We start from the raw sequence: 14,784 nt of genomic DNA, 5'->3' as shown, positions 1-14,784 counted from the left end.
CCGGCAAGGCTGGTTGGCGAAGGTTATGCAAGACTTGCATAAGGGCTGTGGGCCGGATGAGCAAACGGCATTGGATTCGCAGTGGGGGGCGCCGATATGCTGCGTGTCACCTTCACTCGGAACTCAACGATGTCTTCCGTAGCACCGACGCAGAACGTCTCCAACGCTCACACCCTGCCCTCGTACCTGAATGCCGACGATCTCGGCCCCTGGGGCATCTACCTGAAGCAGGTCGATCGTGTCACGCCTTACCTGGGCTCGCTGGCGCGCTGGGTGGAAACGCTGAAGCGCCCGAAGCGGGCGCTGATCGTGGATGTACCGATCGAACTCGACAACGGCACCATCGCCCATTTCGAGGGCTATCGCGTGCAGCACAACCTGTCGCGCGGCCCGGGCAAGGGCGGCATCCGTTTTCACCAGGATGTCACGCTGTCCGAGGTCATGGCGCTGTCGGCCTGGATGTCGGTCAAGAATTCGGCCGTGAACGTGCCATACGGCGGTGCCAAGGGCGGTATCCGCGTGGATCCGCGCACGCTGTCGACTGGTGAGCTGGAACGCCTGACGCGTCGCTACACCAGCGAAATCAACCTGATCATCGGGCCGACCAAGGATATTCCCGCGCCGGACGTCAATACCAACGCCCAGGTCATGGCCTGGATGATGGATACATACTCGATGAACTCGGGCAGCACGGCCACCGGCGTGGTGACCGGCAAGCCGATTTCGCTGGGCGGTTCGCTGGGCCGTCACGAAGCCACGGGCCGCGGCGTGTTCGTGGTCGGTTCGGAAGCCGCCCGCAACCTGGGCATGGACATCAAGGGTGCGCGCGTGGCCGTGCAGGGCTTCGGCAATGTGGGCGCCGTGGCGGCCAAGCTGTTCCAGGAGGCGGGTGCCAAGGTGGTGGCCGTGCAGGATCACCGCACCACGCTGTACAACCCGGCCGGCCTCGATGTTCCGGCCATGATGGAATATTCGTCGCACAGCGGCACCATCGATGGCTTCCAGGCTGAAGTCCTGTCGACCGCGCAGTTCTGGGAAGTCGACTGCGACATCCTGATCCCGGCGGCGCTGGAAGGCCAGATCACGGCGCAGATCGCGCCGAAGATCACCGCCAAGCTGGTCATCGAGGGCGCTAACGGCCCGACCACGCCCGAGGCGGACGACATCCTGCGCGAGCGTAATGTACTGGTCTGCCCGGACGTGATCGCCAACGCCGGCGGCGTGACCGTGTCCTATTTCGAATGGGTGCAGGATTTCTCGAGCTTCTTCTGGACCGAGGAGGAGATCAACGACCGCCTGGTACGAATCATGCAAGAGGCCTTCCGGGCAATCTGGCAGGTTGCCCAGGACAACAAGGTCACGCTTCGTACGGCCGCGTTCATCGTGGCATGTACGCGAATCCTGCAGGCGCGCGAGATGCGCGGTCTGTATCCCTGATGCAAACGGGTAATGGAACGGGAAAACCGGGCTGCTGCAATGCAGCAGGTTTCCCGCCTTCCTGATGCATCGAGAAGCGGCGGCCGGTTTGTTCCGGTCGCCGTTTTTTTATTGAAGCGGCTTCGGAGGATGCAGGCCAGGCGTTCGCAGTTGTGTCTCATTTTGGCGCAACGCCGCGAAACCATGCCCGAACAGGCACCACTTAGGGGAAAAACCCGTTGTCTTGGGTGACGAGCTAAGCAATACTGTTTCGCCGGCAAGACTGCTGATACAGTCGCGCCTTTCTCTTCATGGTCAAGGAGATGTTATGAATGTTGCCAAGTTGGCAGGCCTGATGATCGCGGCAGGCATGCTGTGCGCAAGCGCACAGGCAGCCGAGCCGCTGACGGGTACGCTACAGAAAATCAAGGAAACGGGTGTCATCACGCTGGGTGTGCGGGATTCTTCGATTCCGTTCAACTACAACCTGGGCGGCGTGCGTCAGGTGGGCTATTCCTACGATATCAACATGAAGATCGTGGAAGCCATCAAGGACCAGTTGAAGCTGCCGAACCTGCAGGTCAAGGAAATCCCGATCACGTCGCAGAACCGCATCACGCTGCTGCAGAACGGCACGATCGATATCGAGTGCGGCTCGACCACGAACAACCTGGAACGCCAGAAGCAGGCATCGTTCACGACCAGCATCTTCATCATCGGCACGCGCATCATGGTGAAGAAGGACGGCGGCATCAAGGACTGGGCCGACCTGAAGGGCAAGAACGTGGTGACCACGGCCGGTACGACGTCCGAGCGCCTGCTGCGCAAGATGAACGACGACCAGAAGCTGGGCATGAACATCATCAGCACCAAGGACCATGGCCAGTCGTTCCTGACGCTGGAATCGGGCCGTGCCGTGGCGTTCATGATGGACGACGCGCTGCTCTACGGCGAACGCGCCAAGGCCAAGAACCCGAACGACTGGATCGTGGTGGGCAAGGCGCAATCGCGTGAATCGTATGGCTGCATGATCCGCAAGGACGATGCACCGTTCAAGAAGCTGTCGGACCACGTGATCACCGGCCTGATGAAGGACGGCTCGATCAACACGATGTACACGAAGTGGTTCCAGCAACCGGTACCGCCGAAGGGCCTGAACCTGGACTTCCCGCTGTCCGAAGACATGAAGGCGCTCTTCAAGACCCCGAACGACAAGGCACTCGACTGATCCCTGCGATTGGAGCAGTGCGAAACGGAAGGAGCAGTCCTTCCGTTTCTTTTTGAGGACGCATCATGGATTACGTTTTTCACTGGGGAGTCTTCCTCGAGCAGGCCGCCTCCAACGAGACGTACCTGGACTGGATGATCTCCGGTCTCAAGGTGACGATCGCGCTGGGCCTGTCGTCGTGGATCATTGCCCTTGCAATCGGCTCGGTACTGGGCGTGCTGCGCACCGTGCCGAACAAGTGGCTGTCGGGGTTCGCGGCCACCTATGTCGAGATCTTCCGGAACATTCCGCTGCTGGTGCAGCTGTTCATCTGGTACTTCGTCGGCCCCGAGCTGTTGCCCGGCGGCGAGGCGATCAAGCAGATGAACCCGTTCACCCAGCAGTTCCTGGCCGCCATGATCTGCCTGGGCACCTTCACGGCCGCCCGGGTTTGCGAACAGGTGCGCTCGGGTATCAACTCGCTGCCGCGCGGCCAGAAGAACGCCGGCCTGGCCATGGGCTTCACGCTGGCGCAGACCTATCGCCACGTGCTGCTGCCGATGGCGTTCCGCGTCATCGTGCCGCCGATCACGTCCGAATTCCTGAATATCTTCAAGAACTCGGCCGTGGCCTCGACGATCGGCCTGCTGGAACTGGCCGCACAGGGCCGCCAGCTGGTGGACTACACCGCGCGCCCGTATGAATCGTTCATCGCGGTCACGGTGCTGTATGCCCTCATCAATTTCACGGTGATGTTCCTGATGCGCTGGGTGGAACGCCGTACCCGTGTGCCCGGCTTCATCGGCGGCAAGTAAGGAGCTGGAACATGGCATACGAATTCGATTTCAGCTCGATCAACGCGTCGACGCTGCATGTGCTGGGCGAAGGCATGATGGTGTCGCTCAAGATCACCGTGACCGCGGTGATCGTCGGCATCGTCTGGGGCACCATCCTGGCGATGATGCGCCTGTCCTCGAGCAAGCCGCTGAACTGGTTCGCGCAGGGGTATGTGACGCTCTTCCGGTCCATTCCGCTGGTGATGGTGCTGTTGTGGTTCTTCCTGATCATTCCGCAGCTGCTGCAGAAGGTGTTCAACCTGAACGCGGCATCGGACCTGCGCATGACCTCCGCGCTGATCGCGTTCTCGCTGTTCGAGGCCGCGTACTACTCGGAAATCATCCGCGCCGGTATCCAGAGCGTGTCGCGCGGGCAGATGTTCGCCGCGCAGGCACTGGGCATGACCTATGGCCAGACCATGCGCCTCGTGGTGCTGCCGCAGGCGTTCCGCAACATGGTGCCGCTGCTGCTGACGCAGGGCATCATCCTGTTCCAGGATACGTCGCTGGTCTATGTGAGCGCGCTGGCGGACTTCTTCGGCCAGGCCTACGGCATTGGCGAACGTGATGGCCGCATCGTGGAGATGCTGCTGTTTGCCGGCCTGGTGTACTTCATCATTTGTTTCTCCGCTTCGCTGCTGGTCAAGCGTTATCAGAAAAAGGTGGCCGTATGATCGAGATTAATAACGTTTCCAAGTGGTACGGCGCCTTCCAGGTGCTGACGGACTGCACCACCAAGGTGGCCAAGGGTGAAGTGGTGGTGGTGTGCGGCCCGTCGGGCTCGGGCAAGTCCACGCTGATCAAGACGGTCAATGCGCTGGAGCCGTTCCAGAAGGGCGACATCCTCGTGGATGGCACGTCGGTGGGCAATCCGAAGACCAACCTCCCCAAGCTGCGCTCGCGCGTGGGCATGGTGTTCCAGAACTTCGAACTGTTCCCGCACCTGTCGATCACCGAGAACCTGACCATCGCGCAGATGAAGGTGCTGGGCCGCTCGAAGGAAGAGGCCATGGCCAAGGGCCTGAAGTACCTGGAGCGCGTGGGCCTGAAGAGCCAGGCGGACAAGTATCCGGGCCAGCTGTCGGGCGGTCAGCAGCAGCGCGTGGCAATTGCCCGTGCGCTGTCGATGGATCCGATCTGCATGCTGTTCGACGAACCGACTTCGGCGCTTGATCCGGAAATGGTCAACGAAGTGCTGGACGTGATGGTGCAGCTCGCCAACGAAGGCATGACCATGATGTGCGTGACCCACGAAATGGGCTTCGCACGCAAGGTGGCCAACCGCGTGATCTTCATGGACGCCGGCAAGATCGTGGAAGACTGCCCGAAGGAAGAGTTCTTCGGCAACATCGAGGCGCGCTCGGAACGCGCCCGCCAGTTCCTGTCAAAGATCCTGCATCACTGATGAGACCTTGGTCGAAGCCGTCGGTTGTTTGACGGCCGACGCCGCCAACGACGCCCAAGCGAAAGCAAGTGGCGAGGTCTCGGCACTCTCTCCCCTCATGGGGAGAGAGTGGGAGAGAGGGGTGGTACAGCTAGGTACCACATCGAGCAAAGCCGTCGGTTTGCTCCAGCGCGATAGCTTTTGACGCGCCTGCCCTCTCCCCCGGCCCCTCTCCCGCGCAGCGGGAGAGGGGAGCACCCCTCAAGTACACGCCGTATTGGCTGCATTCTTCGCCTGAACCTCGGGCGGAATTGGCACGGTCCACGTCATGCTGGGCTTGCCGTTTTCAAACATGATCAACTCACCCGGGGCAAACTGGGTCCACGTCTCGTTGTCGGTCAGCGGCGCGGTGGCGATCACGGCCACCCGGTCGTCGGGCGTGGTGACCTGCGCGAAATCGATCGACAGGTCGGCATCGATCAGGTGCGCCTTTGAAAACGGCCACTGCCGCACGATGTAATACAGCCGCGTGGAGCAGTGTGCAAATAGCGCCTGGCCATTGCACAGCAGGAAATTGAACACACCGTGCAACGTGATGTCGCGCGTGATGTCGGCCAGCGCGTGGCCCAGTTCATTGAGCGGCGGCTGCGAGCCCGGAAAGCGCTTGCGCAGGCCCTGCATCAGCGTGCAGAACGCCAGTTCGCTGTCGGTGTCGCCCACTGGCTGGTACACGCCCGACAGGAACGGCGCAAAGCCGTGCAGGTCGCCGTTATGGGCAAAGATCCAGTGCCGGCCCCAGAGTTCACGCATGAACGGATGGCAGTTTTCAAGCTGCACCGTGCCTTGCGTGGCCTTGCGGATATGGGAAATCACGTTCTTCGACTTGATCGGATAGCGCTTGATCAGGTCCGCCACCGGCGAGGTGCCGGCCGACTGGTTGTCGATAAACAGCCGGCAGGCCTTGTCCTCGAAGAACGCTACGCCAAATCCGTCGGCGTGATGGTCAGTCACGCCGCCGCGCGCGGCAAAGCCGGTAAAGGAAAACGTCACGTCGGTCGGCGTGGCGCAATTCATGCCTAGAAGCTGGCACATGGCAGGGCACCGTGCGGCAGGGGGCTGCCGCTTTGCAATAGAATGCGGTCATTATCCTGCGCGTGCCCGATGCTGCCAAGCAGGGTGGCTGCGCGCCCCTACCACTCGCCCTTCCCAGCCATGAGCCAATACAAGATCGCTGTGATTCCCGGAGACGGAATCGGAACGGAAGTGATGCCCGAGGGCATCCGTGTCATGGACGCCGCCGCCCGGCGCTTCGGCATCGACTTCCAGTGGGACCACTTTGACTTCTCGAGCTACGAATACTACGAGCGCCACGGCAAGATGCTGCCGGACGACTGGTTCGACACGCTCGTGAAGTACGACGCGATCTATTTTGGTGCGGTAGGCTGGCCGGCCAAGATTGCCGACCACGTGTCGCTGTGGGGCTCGCTGCTGCAGTTCCGCCGCTCTTTCGACCAGTACGTGAACCTGCGCCCGGTGCGGCTGATGCCGGGTATCAAGAGTCCGCTGGCCGACCGCAAGCCCGGCGACATCGATTTCTACGTGGTGCGCGAGAACACCGAAGGCGAGTATTCGAGCATCGGCGGACGCATGTATCCGAATACCGAGCGCGAGATCGTGGTCCAGGAAACCGTGATGAGCCGCCACGGGGTGGACCGGATCCTCAAATTTGCGTTCGAACTGGCACAAAAGCGCCCGAAAAAGCACCTGACGTCGGCTACCAAGTCCAACGGCATCTCGATCACGATGCCGTACTGGGACGAGCGCGTCGAAGCCATGGCGGCCAACTATCCGGGCCTGAAGGTCGACAAATACCATATCGACATCCTGACCGCGCACTTCGTGCAGCATCCGGACTGGTTCGACGTGGTCGTGGCCAGCAACCTGTTCGGCGACATCCTGTCCGACCTGGGGCCGGCCTGCACGGGCACCATCGGTGTGGCGCCATCGGGCAATATCAACCCGGAGAAGGTGTATCCGAGCCTGTTCGAGCCGGTGCACGGCTCGGCGCCCGATATCGCCGGCAAGGGCATTGCGAACCCGATCGGCCAGATCTGGTGCGGTGCCATGATGCTGGAACACCTGGGCCATCCGGAGGCGGGCGCCGCCGTGCTGCAGACCATCGAGAAGGTGCTGGCCGCGGGGCCGGGTCATGCACCGCTCACGCGCGATATTGGCGGCACAGCCTCCACGGCCGATCTGGGCCGGGCCATTGCGGAGGCCCTGTGAGATGAACACGAAATTCCAGGGATGCCCCCGTACCTTGTTGCTGGAGAGTTTCCGCGCCGCCGTGGCAGCTGCCGATCCGCTCGAAATCGTGGCCAGCCACCTGCCGCCGCCGCATGCGGGCGGCCGCACGCTGGTGGTGGGCGCTGGCAAGGCCGCGGCGTCGATGGCGCTGGCCGTCGAACGCGCCTACCAGGGCAAGGCCAAACTCGAGGGCCTGGTGGTCACGCGCTACGCGCATGGCCTGCCGACCGAACATATCCGCGTGATCGAGGCCGGCCACCCGGTACCGGACGAGGCCGGCGAACAGGCCGCCGCCGGGATCCTGGCGCAGGTGCAGTCGCTGGGACCCGATGACCGGCTGATCGTGCTGGTGTCGGGCGGCGGGTCGAGCCTGCTGTCGCTACCGGCCGAAGGCATTCCGATGGCCGATCTCAAGGCCACTACACGTGAACTGTTGCGCTGCGGCGCCCCGATCACGGACATGAACATCGTGCGCAAGCACATCTCGCGTATCCAGGGCGGCCGCCTGGCACAAGCCAGCCGCGCTCCGGTGACCACGCTGATCGTGTCCGACGTGGCCGGCGACGACCCCAGCGCGATTGCGTCGGGTCCCACCGTGCCCGATCCCAGTACCTATGCCGATGCGCTGGCGATCCTGAAACGCTTCGGTGCCACGGTGCCGGCCACCGTGCAGTCGCACCTCGAACGTGGTGCGCGCGGCGAGATCGGCGAAACGCCCAAGCCTGGCGACCCGCTGTTCGAACGCGTGGACAACCGCATGATTGCCACGGCCCACGGCAGCCTCGAAGCGGCGGCCTCGCTGTTCAGGCGCCAGGGGATCGAACCGGTGGTGCTTGGCGATACCGTCACCGGCGAGGCGCAGGAGGTGGCGCGCGTCTACGCGGCACTGGTGCGCGAGATTCGCAAGTACAATGCCCCGTTTTCCGCGCCCGTGGTGCTGATCTCGGGCGGTGAATGCACAGTCACTTTGCCGAGCGGCGGGGCGGCCCAGGCCCGCGGTGGGCGTTGTTCGGAATTCCTGCTCTCGCTGGCGATCGAACTTGACGGCGCGGCCGATATCCACGCGATTGCGGCCGATACCGACGGCATCGATGGTTCCGAGGACAACGCCGGCGCGCTGCTGGCGCCGGATTCGCTGGCGCGCGCGGAAGCTGCGGGCACGCCGGCGCGTCGACAGCTCGACGCGCACGATGCCTGGGGCTTTTTTGATGCCGTGGGCGACCTGGTGATGACCGGGCCCACCCGCACCAACGTCAACGATTACCGCGCCATCCTGATTCTCTAGTTTTTTGATTGTCCCCATGACCCAGAAGATCACCATCACCCGCCCCGACGACTGGCACCTGCACCTGCGCGACGGCGCGGCGCTGTCGGCGGTGTTGCCCGATACGGCGCGCCAGTTCGCCCGAGCGATCATCATGCCCAACCTGAAGCCGCCCGTGACCACGGTGGCCCAGGCCAGCGACTATCGCGACCGGATCCTGGCCGCACTGCCGGCCGGCATGACGTTCGAGCCGCTGATGACGCTGTACCTGACCGACAACCTGCCGCCCGAGGAAATCGTCGCGGCCAAGGCCAGCGGCTTCGTGCATGCGGTGAAGCTGTATCCGGCCGGTGCCACCACCAACAGCGATGCCGGCGTGACTGACATCCGCCGGTGCGCCCCCACGCTCGAGGCGATGCAGCGCGCGGGGCTGCCGCTGCTGGTGCACGGCGAAGTCACCGATGGCGATATCGACATCTTCGACCGTGAGGCTGTCTTTATCGAGCGTGTGATGAAGCCGCTGCGCCGCGACTTTCCCGAGCTCAAGGTGGTGTTCGAGCACATCACCACGCGCGATGCGGCCCAGTACGTGGCCGAGGCCGAGGGGCCGACCGCTGCCACGATTACCGCGCATCACCTGCTTTACAACCGCAATGCGATCTTCACCGGTGGCATTCGGCCGCACTACTACTGCCTGCCGGTCCTGAAGCGCGAGACCCACCGCGAGGCGCTGGTCAAGGCGGCAACCTCGGGCAGCGCGCGGTTCTTCCTGGGCACCGACAGTGCGCCGCATGCGCGCGGTCTCAAGGAGCATGCCTGTGGCTGCGCCGGTTGCTACACGGCCCTGCACGCGATGGAGCTCTATGCCGAAGCGTTCGATACGGCCGGGGCACTGGACAAGCTGGAAGGCTTCGCCAGCTTCCATGGCCCGGCGTTCTATGGCCTGCCGCGCAACACCAGCACGCTGACGCTGACGCGCGAAGACTGGCAACTGCCGGCCGAACTGCCGTACGGCGATACCACGCTGGTGCCGCTGCGCGCCGGCGAGACGCTGCGCTGGAAGGCGAGCTGAGCCGCTTGCTGTCGAATGTAGACTGGACGCGGCCGTGGTTCCGGCCATTCGCCGCGTCGGCCCCGATCTTCCGGGGCGACGATATGCGCGAGGCGCTCAATGCGCGCGCTGGCGCACTGCGCAATGCCCGGGACCTGCCGCTGCGCTTCGTGCCGCAAACGGCGCTGCCCCAGGGCGTTGCCTACGAATCCCATATCCATGCCACCGGCCAGGTGCCGACCCGCGACAACCATCACGACGCATTCAACGCGCTGATCTGGTTGCACTTCCCCGAAACCAAGCGTTTGTTGAACCGGCTGCAGGCCGAGGCAATCGTGCGCGATGGCATTCAACGCGTGCGCGGGGGCTTGCGCGACGCCGCGACACTGTTCGACGAGAACGCAGCAATCTTCGTCTCCGAAGACGTTGCACTTGCCGATGCCTTGCGCGGTTTCGGCTGGCGCGACCTTTTTGTGATGCAGCGGGAGGCCTGGGGGCCGACCTGTGCCGTGATGCCGTTTGGCCATGCGCTGCTTGAAAAGCTGGTGCAGCCATACCGCTCGATCACTGCGCACGCCTGGTGGATCCGCACCTCACCCGATACGCCGCTCGATCGGCTGGACGCGTTGCTGGCCGACTCGCTGGCCCGCGCGGCCGGTCAGGGCGGACTTAGCGGAGGACGCAGCTTTGCGCCGTTGCCGGTCATGGGCATCCCGGGCTGGTGCGCCGAAAATGAGTCGCCGGCCTTCTATGACGATACCAGCGTGTTCCGTTCCGGGCGCCGCATGCACACGGCAGGCTGACCGCCGGCGGCATCGGTGTTAGACTGCGGCCCGCAAAGCAGGCCAGACAATCGCTGCTTGTCTCGCAAGGGGCAAGGGGAGGAAAGTCCGGACTCCACAGGGCAGGGTGTTGGCTAACAGCCATCCACGGCAACGTGCGGAATAGGGCCACAGAGACGAGTCTTGCCGCTGGCTTCGGCTGGCGGGAAGGGTGAAACGCGGTAACCTCCACCTGGAGCAATCCCAAATAGGCAGACGATGAAGCGGCCCGCCGAGTCTGCGGGTAGGGAGCTTGAACCGTCCGGTAACGGCCGGTCTAGAGGAATGGTTGTCACGCACCGTGTGCCTGCAAGGGCATGCGGGGTGCACAGAATCCGGCTTATCGGCCTGCTTTGCTTCGATTATGAAAAACGCCCGGCGCAAGTCCGGGCGTTTTGCTTTGTACGGCTGCAGGCCGCACTCAGCCTTCGACGATTTCCGTGGTATGCGTGATCTCGGCCGTCTTGGCCAGCATGATCGACGCCGAGCAGTACTTCTCGTGCGACAGCTCGATGGCGCGCTCGACCTTGGCGGGGTCGAGGCCGCGGCCCGTCACGGTGAAGTGGAAGTTGATCTTCGTGAAGACCTTCGGATCGGTGTCGGCGCGCTCGGCTTCGAGCTTGACCGAGCAGCCGCGCACGTCCTGGCGGCCACGCTTGAGGATCAGCACCACGTCATAGGCCGTGCAGCCGCCCGTGCCCAGCAGCACCATCTCCATGGGCCGCGGCGCAAGGTTGTTGCCGCCGCCGTCCGGGGCGCCATCCATTGCCACCAGATGCCCGCTGCCGGTCTGGGCGATGAAGCTCATGCCTTCAGGCCCACCCCATGTCACTTTGCATTCCATTTTTTTCGTTCCTCGGTTCCAGATTGTGTTTTTCCGCTCACGTCCGCGCTTTTGACGCATCTTGCTTTCCGCGAGTATAGGGCAACTTCGGAAAGCCTCTCGCGTACGGGATTTCCCCTAAAAATCTGAGGGCTTCCTCTAATTTCCGGTTGATCGCGCAACCTGTTTTTTAGTTTAAGTATCTGATTTTAAATAAAAAACAAGACATCCAACTGGTCCGTTTTTCATTTCATATCGTGGTATTGCATTTCGTACTGCAAATTTTCTTGCATCCTGAGGGGCTGTATGTATAATTCATTCCATCGAACGACGGCGCATGAAGAGCGCGCCAGAGTGCGAAAGCGAAAGCCAGGAACGTACCGCATCGCTTGACCGCACCGCCTGCCATGACCGGCCCCGTCGATCGCCCGGTGTCTCCTCCACCCTCCTCCTTTGGTGGATTCAAACCCAAGTCCAAACCGACTTGGGTTTTTTTTCGTGGATTGCAAGGGGCAGCATTACTGCGCAAAGGGCCAGTCTCGCTGCGTTCGTGATGCCGGCGGCGCTTTTCCGATCGCCCCTGTGTCGACTTGACGAAAAGGCGCAACTTTGCTTGTGCCGCGGCGGCGTCTCCCCTTATAATCGTCGACTTTTCCGGCCATTGCCCCCGGAAAAAATCAGGGAGAGCCTGCAAATACAAGCAGGAAGGCCAGGTCCAAAGGGCCGGCCGCAGACAGGACGCTAAAACGGCGACCGTCATATCGGGCAGTTTTCATACTCAGGAAAAATCATGAAGACCTTTTCCGCCAAGCCTGCAGAGGTAAAGCGCGACTGGTACGTGATTGACGCGACGGACAAAGTCCTCGGCCGTGTTGCCAGCGAAGTGGCACGCCGACTGCGCGGCAAGCACAAGCCAGAATTTACTCCTCACGTCGACACTGGTGATTTCATCATCATCGTCAATGCAGCCAAGCTGCGCGTGACGGGTACCAAGGAACAGGACAAGAAGTACTACCGTCACTCGGGCTACCCGGGCGGTATCTACGAAACGACGTTCGGCAAGATGCAACAGCGTTTCCCGGGCCGTGCCCTGGAAAAGGCTGTCAAGGGCATGCTGCCGAAGGGTCCGCTGGGCTACGCGATGATCAAGAAGCTGAAGGTTTATGCCGAAGGCGAACATCCGCATAGCGCACAGCAGCCCAAGGTGCTGGATATCTAAGGGGGCCATCCATGATCGGTAATTGGAATTACGGTACTGGCCGCCGCAAGAGCGCCGTGGCACGTGTCTTCATCAAGTCTGGCAAGGGCGACATCATCGTCAATGGCAAGCCCATCAAAGAGTATTTCGCTCGCGAAACCTCGCTGATGATCGTGCGCCAGCCGCTGGAACTGACCGCTAACGCCGAAACGTTCGACATCAAGGTCAACGTGACCGGTGGTGGCGAAACCGGCCAGGCCGGTGCTGTCCGTCACGGCATCACCCGCGCCCTGATCGACTACGATGCAACGCTGAAGTCGGCCCTGTCGAAGGCTGGCTACGTTACGCGTGACGCTCGTGAAGTCGAACGTAAGAAGGTCGGTCTGCACAAGGCACGTCGCCGGAAGCAGTTCTCGAAGCGCTAAAGCGCATTTGCCCGGTCCTGGCTCGCCAGGCCTGGCAGATCCGAAAAAGCCGCACGATTCGTCGTGCGGTTTTTTTTTGCCCACGGCCCGGCGCGGCTATCCCCAACCCGGTGCAGCTTTACCAGTTTTTACACTTTTCATTCGCGTAATGATCACCCGGCGATACAATCACGGGCCTGCGGAATGGGGGAGTCAACGACATGGGGCAGGGCAATTCTGGGCGGAAGCCGCGATGGGGTTGAAGTACCGCCCGTTGCGACCGCGCCGCGGTTTGCGCTCGGCGCGAGCCGTGGTTCGCGTGCATCGGCCGTGGCGCCTCTGGCTGACGGCAGCGCTGGTGCCGACGTTGATGGCCGTCGCCGGTATCGCCTTGGCAATCTGGGCTTATGGCGCGGGTCGCCACGCCGCCGGGGCGCAGCCGGAAGACCTGCTTGCCGACAACGCGCAATTGCGCCGGCAACTCGCCGAGGTGTCGGTTGAACGCGACGGTCTGCGCATCAGTGCCAATACGGCCGAAGCGCAATTGCAGATGGCTCGCGCTGCGCAGGACGGGCTGGCGCAACAGCTGAAATCGGCTGAAACCGATGTGGCACAACTGAAAGAGGACCTGGGGTTCTTCGAATCGTTGCTCCCCGCCACGGGAGACACGTCGGGAATCCATGTGCGCAGCTTTCGGGTAGGAATGGACGAGGCGCAGCCGCACGCGGTGCACTATCGTTTGCTCGTGATGCAGGGCGGATCAAGGGCGTTTGTCGAGCAGCCGGAATTCAAGGGTGAATTGCAATTCACAATTTCGGCGATTCGCGGTGGCAAGCCGTTAACGTTGTCATTGCCACAGGCAAGTGATGCGCGCCTGCCAGCGGTGCGGCTTACGCACTATCAACGTATCGAAGGCGATCTGGCGATTCCTCAGGATGCCGAGGTGCGTGGTGTATCGGTGCGTATCGTCAGGGGTGGTCAGGTGCACGCGACACAGTCGGCAACGCCATAGAACGTGCGAAAAGGAGTGCAAATATGCTGTTTTCCAAGAAGAAAGGCTTGTCGATCGATACATTGATCGGTGCGGACGCTGTGATTGACGGCGACGTGACATTTGCCGGGGGCTTGCGTCTCGACGGCCGTGTACGCGGCAACATGGTTGCAGCCGAAGGCAAATCGAGCATGCTTGTGATCAGCGAGAAGGGCGTGGTCGAAGGCGAGGTGCGCGTGGAGCACCTGATCCTGAACGGGACGGTAACCGGTCCGGTTCACGCCGCCGAACTGCTCGAACTCCAGCCGCATGCGCGGGTCTATGGTGAAGTGCGCTACACCGCGCTGGAAATGCATCAGGGCGCGATCGTCGAGGGCCGCCTGGTGCCGTTGGTGCAGGCTGAAGTCCGGGCGTTGCCGAACCATGTCCAGCCCGCGGGCGAGCAGGGAGTGGAAGCGGTAGTCGACGCCAGCCAGGAAGCGGTTGAAACGGCTGAAACGGCTGAAACGGTTAACGTTGCTGCTGCCGATATCGTCGAGGTTGCTGCGGCTTCCGATGACAGCAAGGCTCCGCAAGGCGCGGCGGCCTGAAATGAAGTGATGCAAGCGCCCAGATCCCCTTGAAAACCAAGGGGTTCGGCACGATTTAAGCGTAGCGCTTAGAATACGGGCGTATCTAACCAGGAGAATCCCCATGAACGCAGTCGCAGAGGCACCCGTTACCGAGGACGTGCCGGCACCGTTCGTCTTTACCGACAGCGCGGCCGACAAGGTCAAGCAGTTGATCGAGGAAGAGGGCAATGCCGAACTGAAACTGCGCGTGTTTGTGCAGGGCGGCGGTTGCTCCGGCTTCCAGTATGGCTTCACGTTCGATGAAGACGTCAACGAAGACGACACCACGTTGGTCAAGAATGGTGTCACGCTGCTGATCGACTCGATGAGCTACCAGTATCTGGTGGGCGCCGAGATCGACTACAAGGAAGACATCAACGGCGCGCAGTTCGTGATCAAGAACCCGAATGCCTCGACCACTTGCGGTTGCGGCTCGTCGTTCTCGGTCTGAAGCGGGCACGTGCGGCGGTT

16 protein-coding genes and 1 other RNA gene are annotated in these 14,784 nt (G+C 62.2%); 15 read left to right on the top strand and 2 right to left on the bottom strand.

What is annotated here, in order from left to right; translation table 11 throughout:
* Nucleotides 1-129: 129 nt before the first annotated feature.
* The 5 genes from ACO550_RS00815 (at nt 130) to ACO550_RS00795 (ending at nt 4,864) form a co-directional block, all read left to right on the top strand.
* Nucleotides 130-1,437: a Glu/Leu/Phe/Val dehydrogenase gene (locus ACO550_RS00815; RefSeq protein ID WP_315594327.1), complete on the top strand. Its 1,308-nt coding sequence runs from the start codon at nt 130-132 to the stop codon at nt 1,435-1,437.
* 307 nt (nt 1,438-1,744) lie between these two features.
* A complete protein-coding gene (locus tag ACO550_RS00810) occupies nt 1,745-2,644 on the top strand; it encodes a glutamate/aspartate ABC transporter substrate-binding protein (RefSeq protein ID WP_315594328.1) in 900 nt (299 codons plus the stop codon).
* A 65-nt stretch (nt 2,645-2,709) separates the two neighbouring features.
* Nucleotides 2,710-3,438 carry an amino acid ABC transporter permease gene (locus ACO550_RS00805; RefSeq protein WP_315594329.1) on the top strand — a complete coding sequence of 243 codons (729 nt, stop codon included), beginning with the start codon at nt 2,710-2,712 and terminating at the stop codon, nt 3,436-3,438.
* A gap of 11 nt (nt 3,439-3,449) precedes the next feature.
* Entirely contained in the window at nt 3,450-4,133 is a 684-nt protein-coding gene (gltK, locus tag ACO550_RS00800) for a glutamate/aspartate ABC transporter permease GltK (RefSeq protein ID WP_153946549.1), read from the top strand.
* A complete protein-coding gene (locus tag ACO550_RS00795) occupies nt 4,130-4,864 on the top strand; it encodes an ATP-binding cassette domain-containing protein (protein ID WP_315594330.1) in 735 nt (244 codons plus the stop codon). The genes gltK and ACO550_RS00795 overlap by 4 nt, the downstream gene beginning before the upstream one ends.
* 240 nt (nt 4,865-5,104) lie before the next feature.
* On the opposite strand, the gene ACO550_RS00790 is transcribed toward ACO550_RS00795, so the two are convergent.
* Nucleotides 5,105-5,935, bottom strand: a complete 831-nt coding sequence (locus ACO550_RS00790) for a class II glutamine amidotransferase (protein WP_315594331.1) — start codon at nt 5,933-5,935, stop codon at nt 5,105-5,107.
* Nucleotides 5,936-6,055: 120 nt separating this feature from the next.
* Between ACO550_RS00790 and ACO550_RS00785 the strand changes: the two genes are divergently transcribed.
* The 5 genes from ACO550_RS00785 (at nt 6,056) to rnpB (ending at nt 10,645) form a co-directional block, all read left to right on the top strand.
* Nucleotides 6,056-7,129 (top strand): tartrate dehydrogenase, encoded by a 1,074-nt coding sequence (locus ACO550_RS00785; RefSeq protein ID WP_315594332.1) that lies wholly within the window; start codon nt 6,056-6,058, stop codon nt 7,127-7,129.
* Between the two features lies 1 nt (nt 7,130).
* Entirely contained in the window at nt 7,131-8,435 is a 1,305-nt protein-coding gene (locus ACO550_RS00780; RefSeq protein WP_315594333.1) for a glycerate kinase, read from the top strand.
* A 16-nt stretch (nt 8,436-8,451) separates the two neighbouring features.
* Nucleotides 8,452-9,486 carry a dihydroorotase gene (gene pyrC, locus ACO550_RS00775; RefSeq protein ID WP_315594334.1) on the top strand — a complete coding sequence of 345 codons (1,035 nt, stop codon included), beginning with the start codon at nt 8,452-8,454 and terminating at the stop codon, nt 9,484-9,486.
* A gap of 5 nt (nt 9,487-9,491) precedes the next feature.
* Nucleotides 9,492-10,268 (top strand): DUF3025 domain-containing protein, encoded by a 777-nt coding sequence (locus ACO550_RS00770; protein ID WP_315594335.1) that lies wholly within the window; start codon nt 9,492-9,494, stop codon nt 10,266-10,268.
* Between the two features lie 34 nt (nt 10,269-10,302).
* Nucleotides 10,303-10,645: RNase P RNA component class A (rnpB, locus tag ACO550_RS00765), an RNA gene on the top strand.
* A 62-nt stretch (nt 10,646-10,707) separates the two neighbouring features.
* On the opposite strand, the gene ACO550_RS00760 is transcribed toward rnpB, so the two are convergent.
* Nucleotides 10,708-11,130, bottom strand: coding sequence for an OsmC family protein (locus ACO550_RS00760; protein ID WP_315594336.1), 423 nt, complete (start codon nt 11,128-11,130; stop codon nt 10,708-10,710).
* Nucleotides 11,131-11,899: 769 nt separating this feature from the next.
* Between ACO550_RS00760 and rplM the strand changes: the two genes are divergently transcribed.
* The 5 genes from rplM to erpA all read left to right on the top strand — a co-directional run bounded on the left by rplM (nt 11,900) and on the right by erpA (nt 14,764).
* Nucleotides 11,900-12,328 carry a 50S ribosomal protein L13 gene (gene rplM / locus ACO550_RS00755; RefSeq protein WP_238261078.1) on the top strand — a complete coding sequence of 143 codons (429 nt, stop codon included), beginning with the start codon at nt 11,900-11,902 and terminating at the stop codon, nt 12,326-12,328.
* Nucleotides 12,329-12,339: 11 nt separating this feature from the next.
* Complete coding sequence (rpsI, locus tag ACO550_RS00750; RefSeq protein WP_315594337.1) at nt 12,340-12,732, top strand: 30S ribosomal protein S9; 393 nt, start codon at nt 12,340-12,342, stop codon at nt 12,730-12,732.
* A gap of 232 nt (nt 12,733-12,964) precedes the next feature.
* A complete protein-coding gene (locus ACO550_RS00745) occupies nt 12,965-13,723 on the top strand; it encodes a DUF6776 family protein (RefSeq protein WP_315594338.1) in 759 nt (252 codons plus the stop codon).
* Between the two features lie 23 nt (nt 13,724-13,746).
* Nucleotides 13,747-14,292 carry a polymer-forming cytoskeletal protein gene (locus ACO550_RS00740; protein ID WP_315594339.1) on the top strand — a complete coding sequence of 182 codons (546 nt, stop codon included), beginning with the start codon at nt 13,747-13,749 and terminating at the stop codon, nt 14,290-14,292.
* 103 nt (nt 14,293-14,395) lie between these two features.
* Nucleotides 14,396-14,764 (top strand): iron-sulfur cluster insertion protein ErpA, encoded by a 369-nt coding sequence (gene erpA / locus ACO550_RS00735; RefSeq protein WP_315594340.1) that lies wholly within the window; start codon nt 14,396-14,398, stop codon nt 14,762-14,764.
* The last annotated feature ends 20 nt before the right edge of the window (nt 14,765-14,784 follow it).

The sequence above is a fragment of the Cupriavidus sp. genome (genome assembly GCF_057315035.1).
Note: the sequence above shows the minus strand (reverse complement) of the source record. Positions and strands in the feature narration are given on the sequence as shown.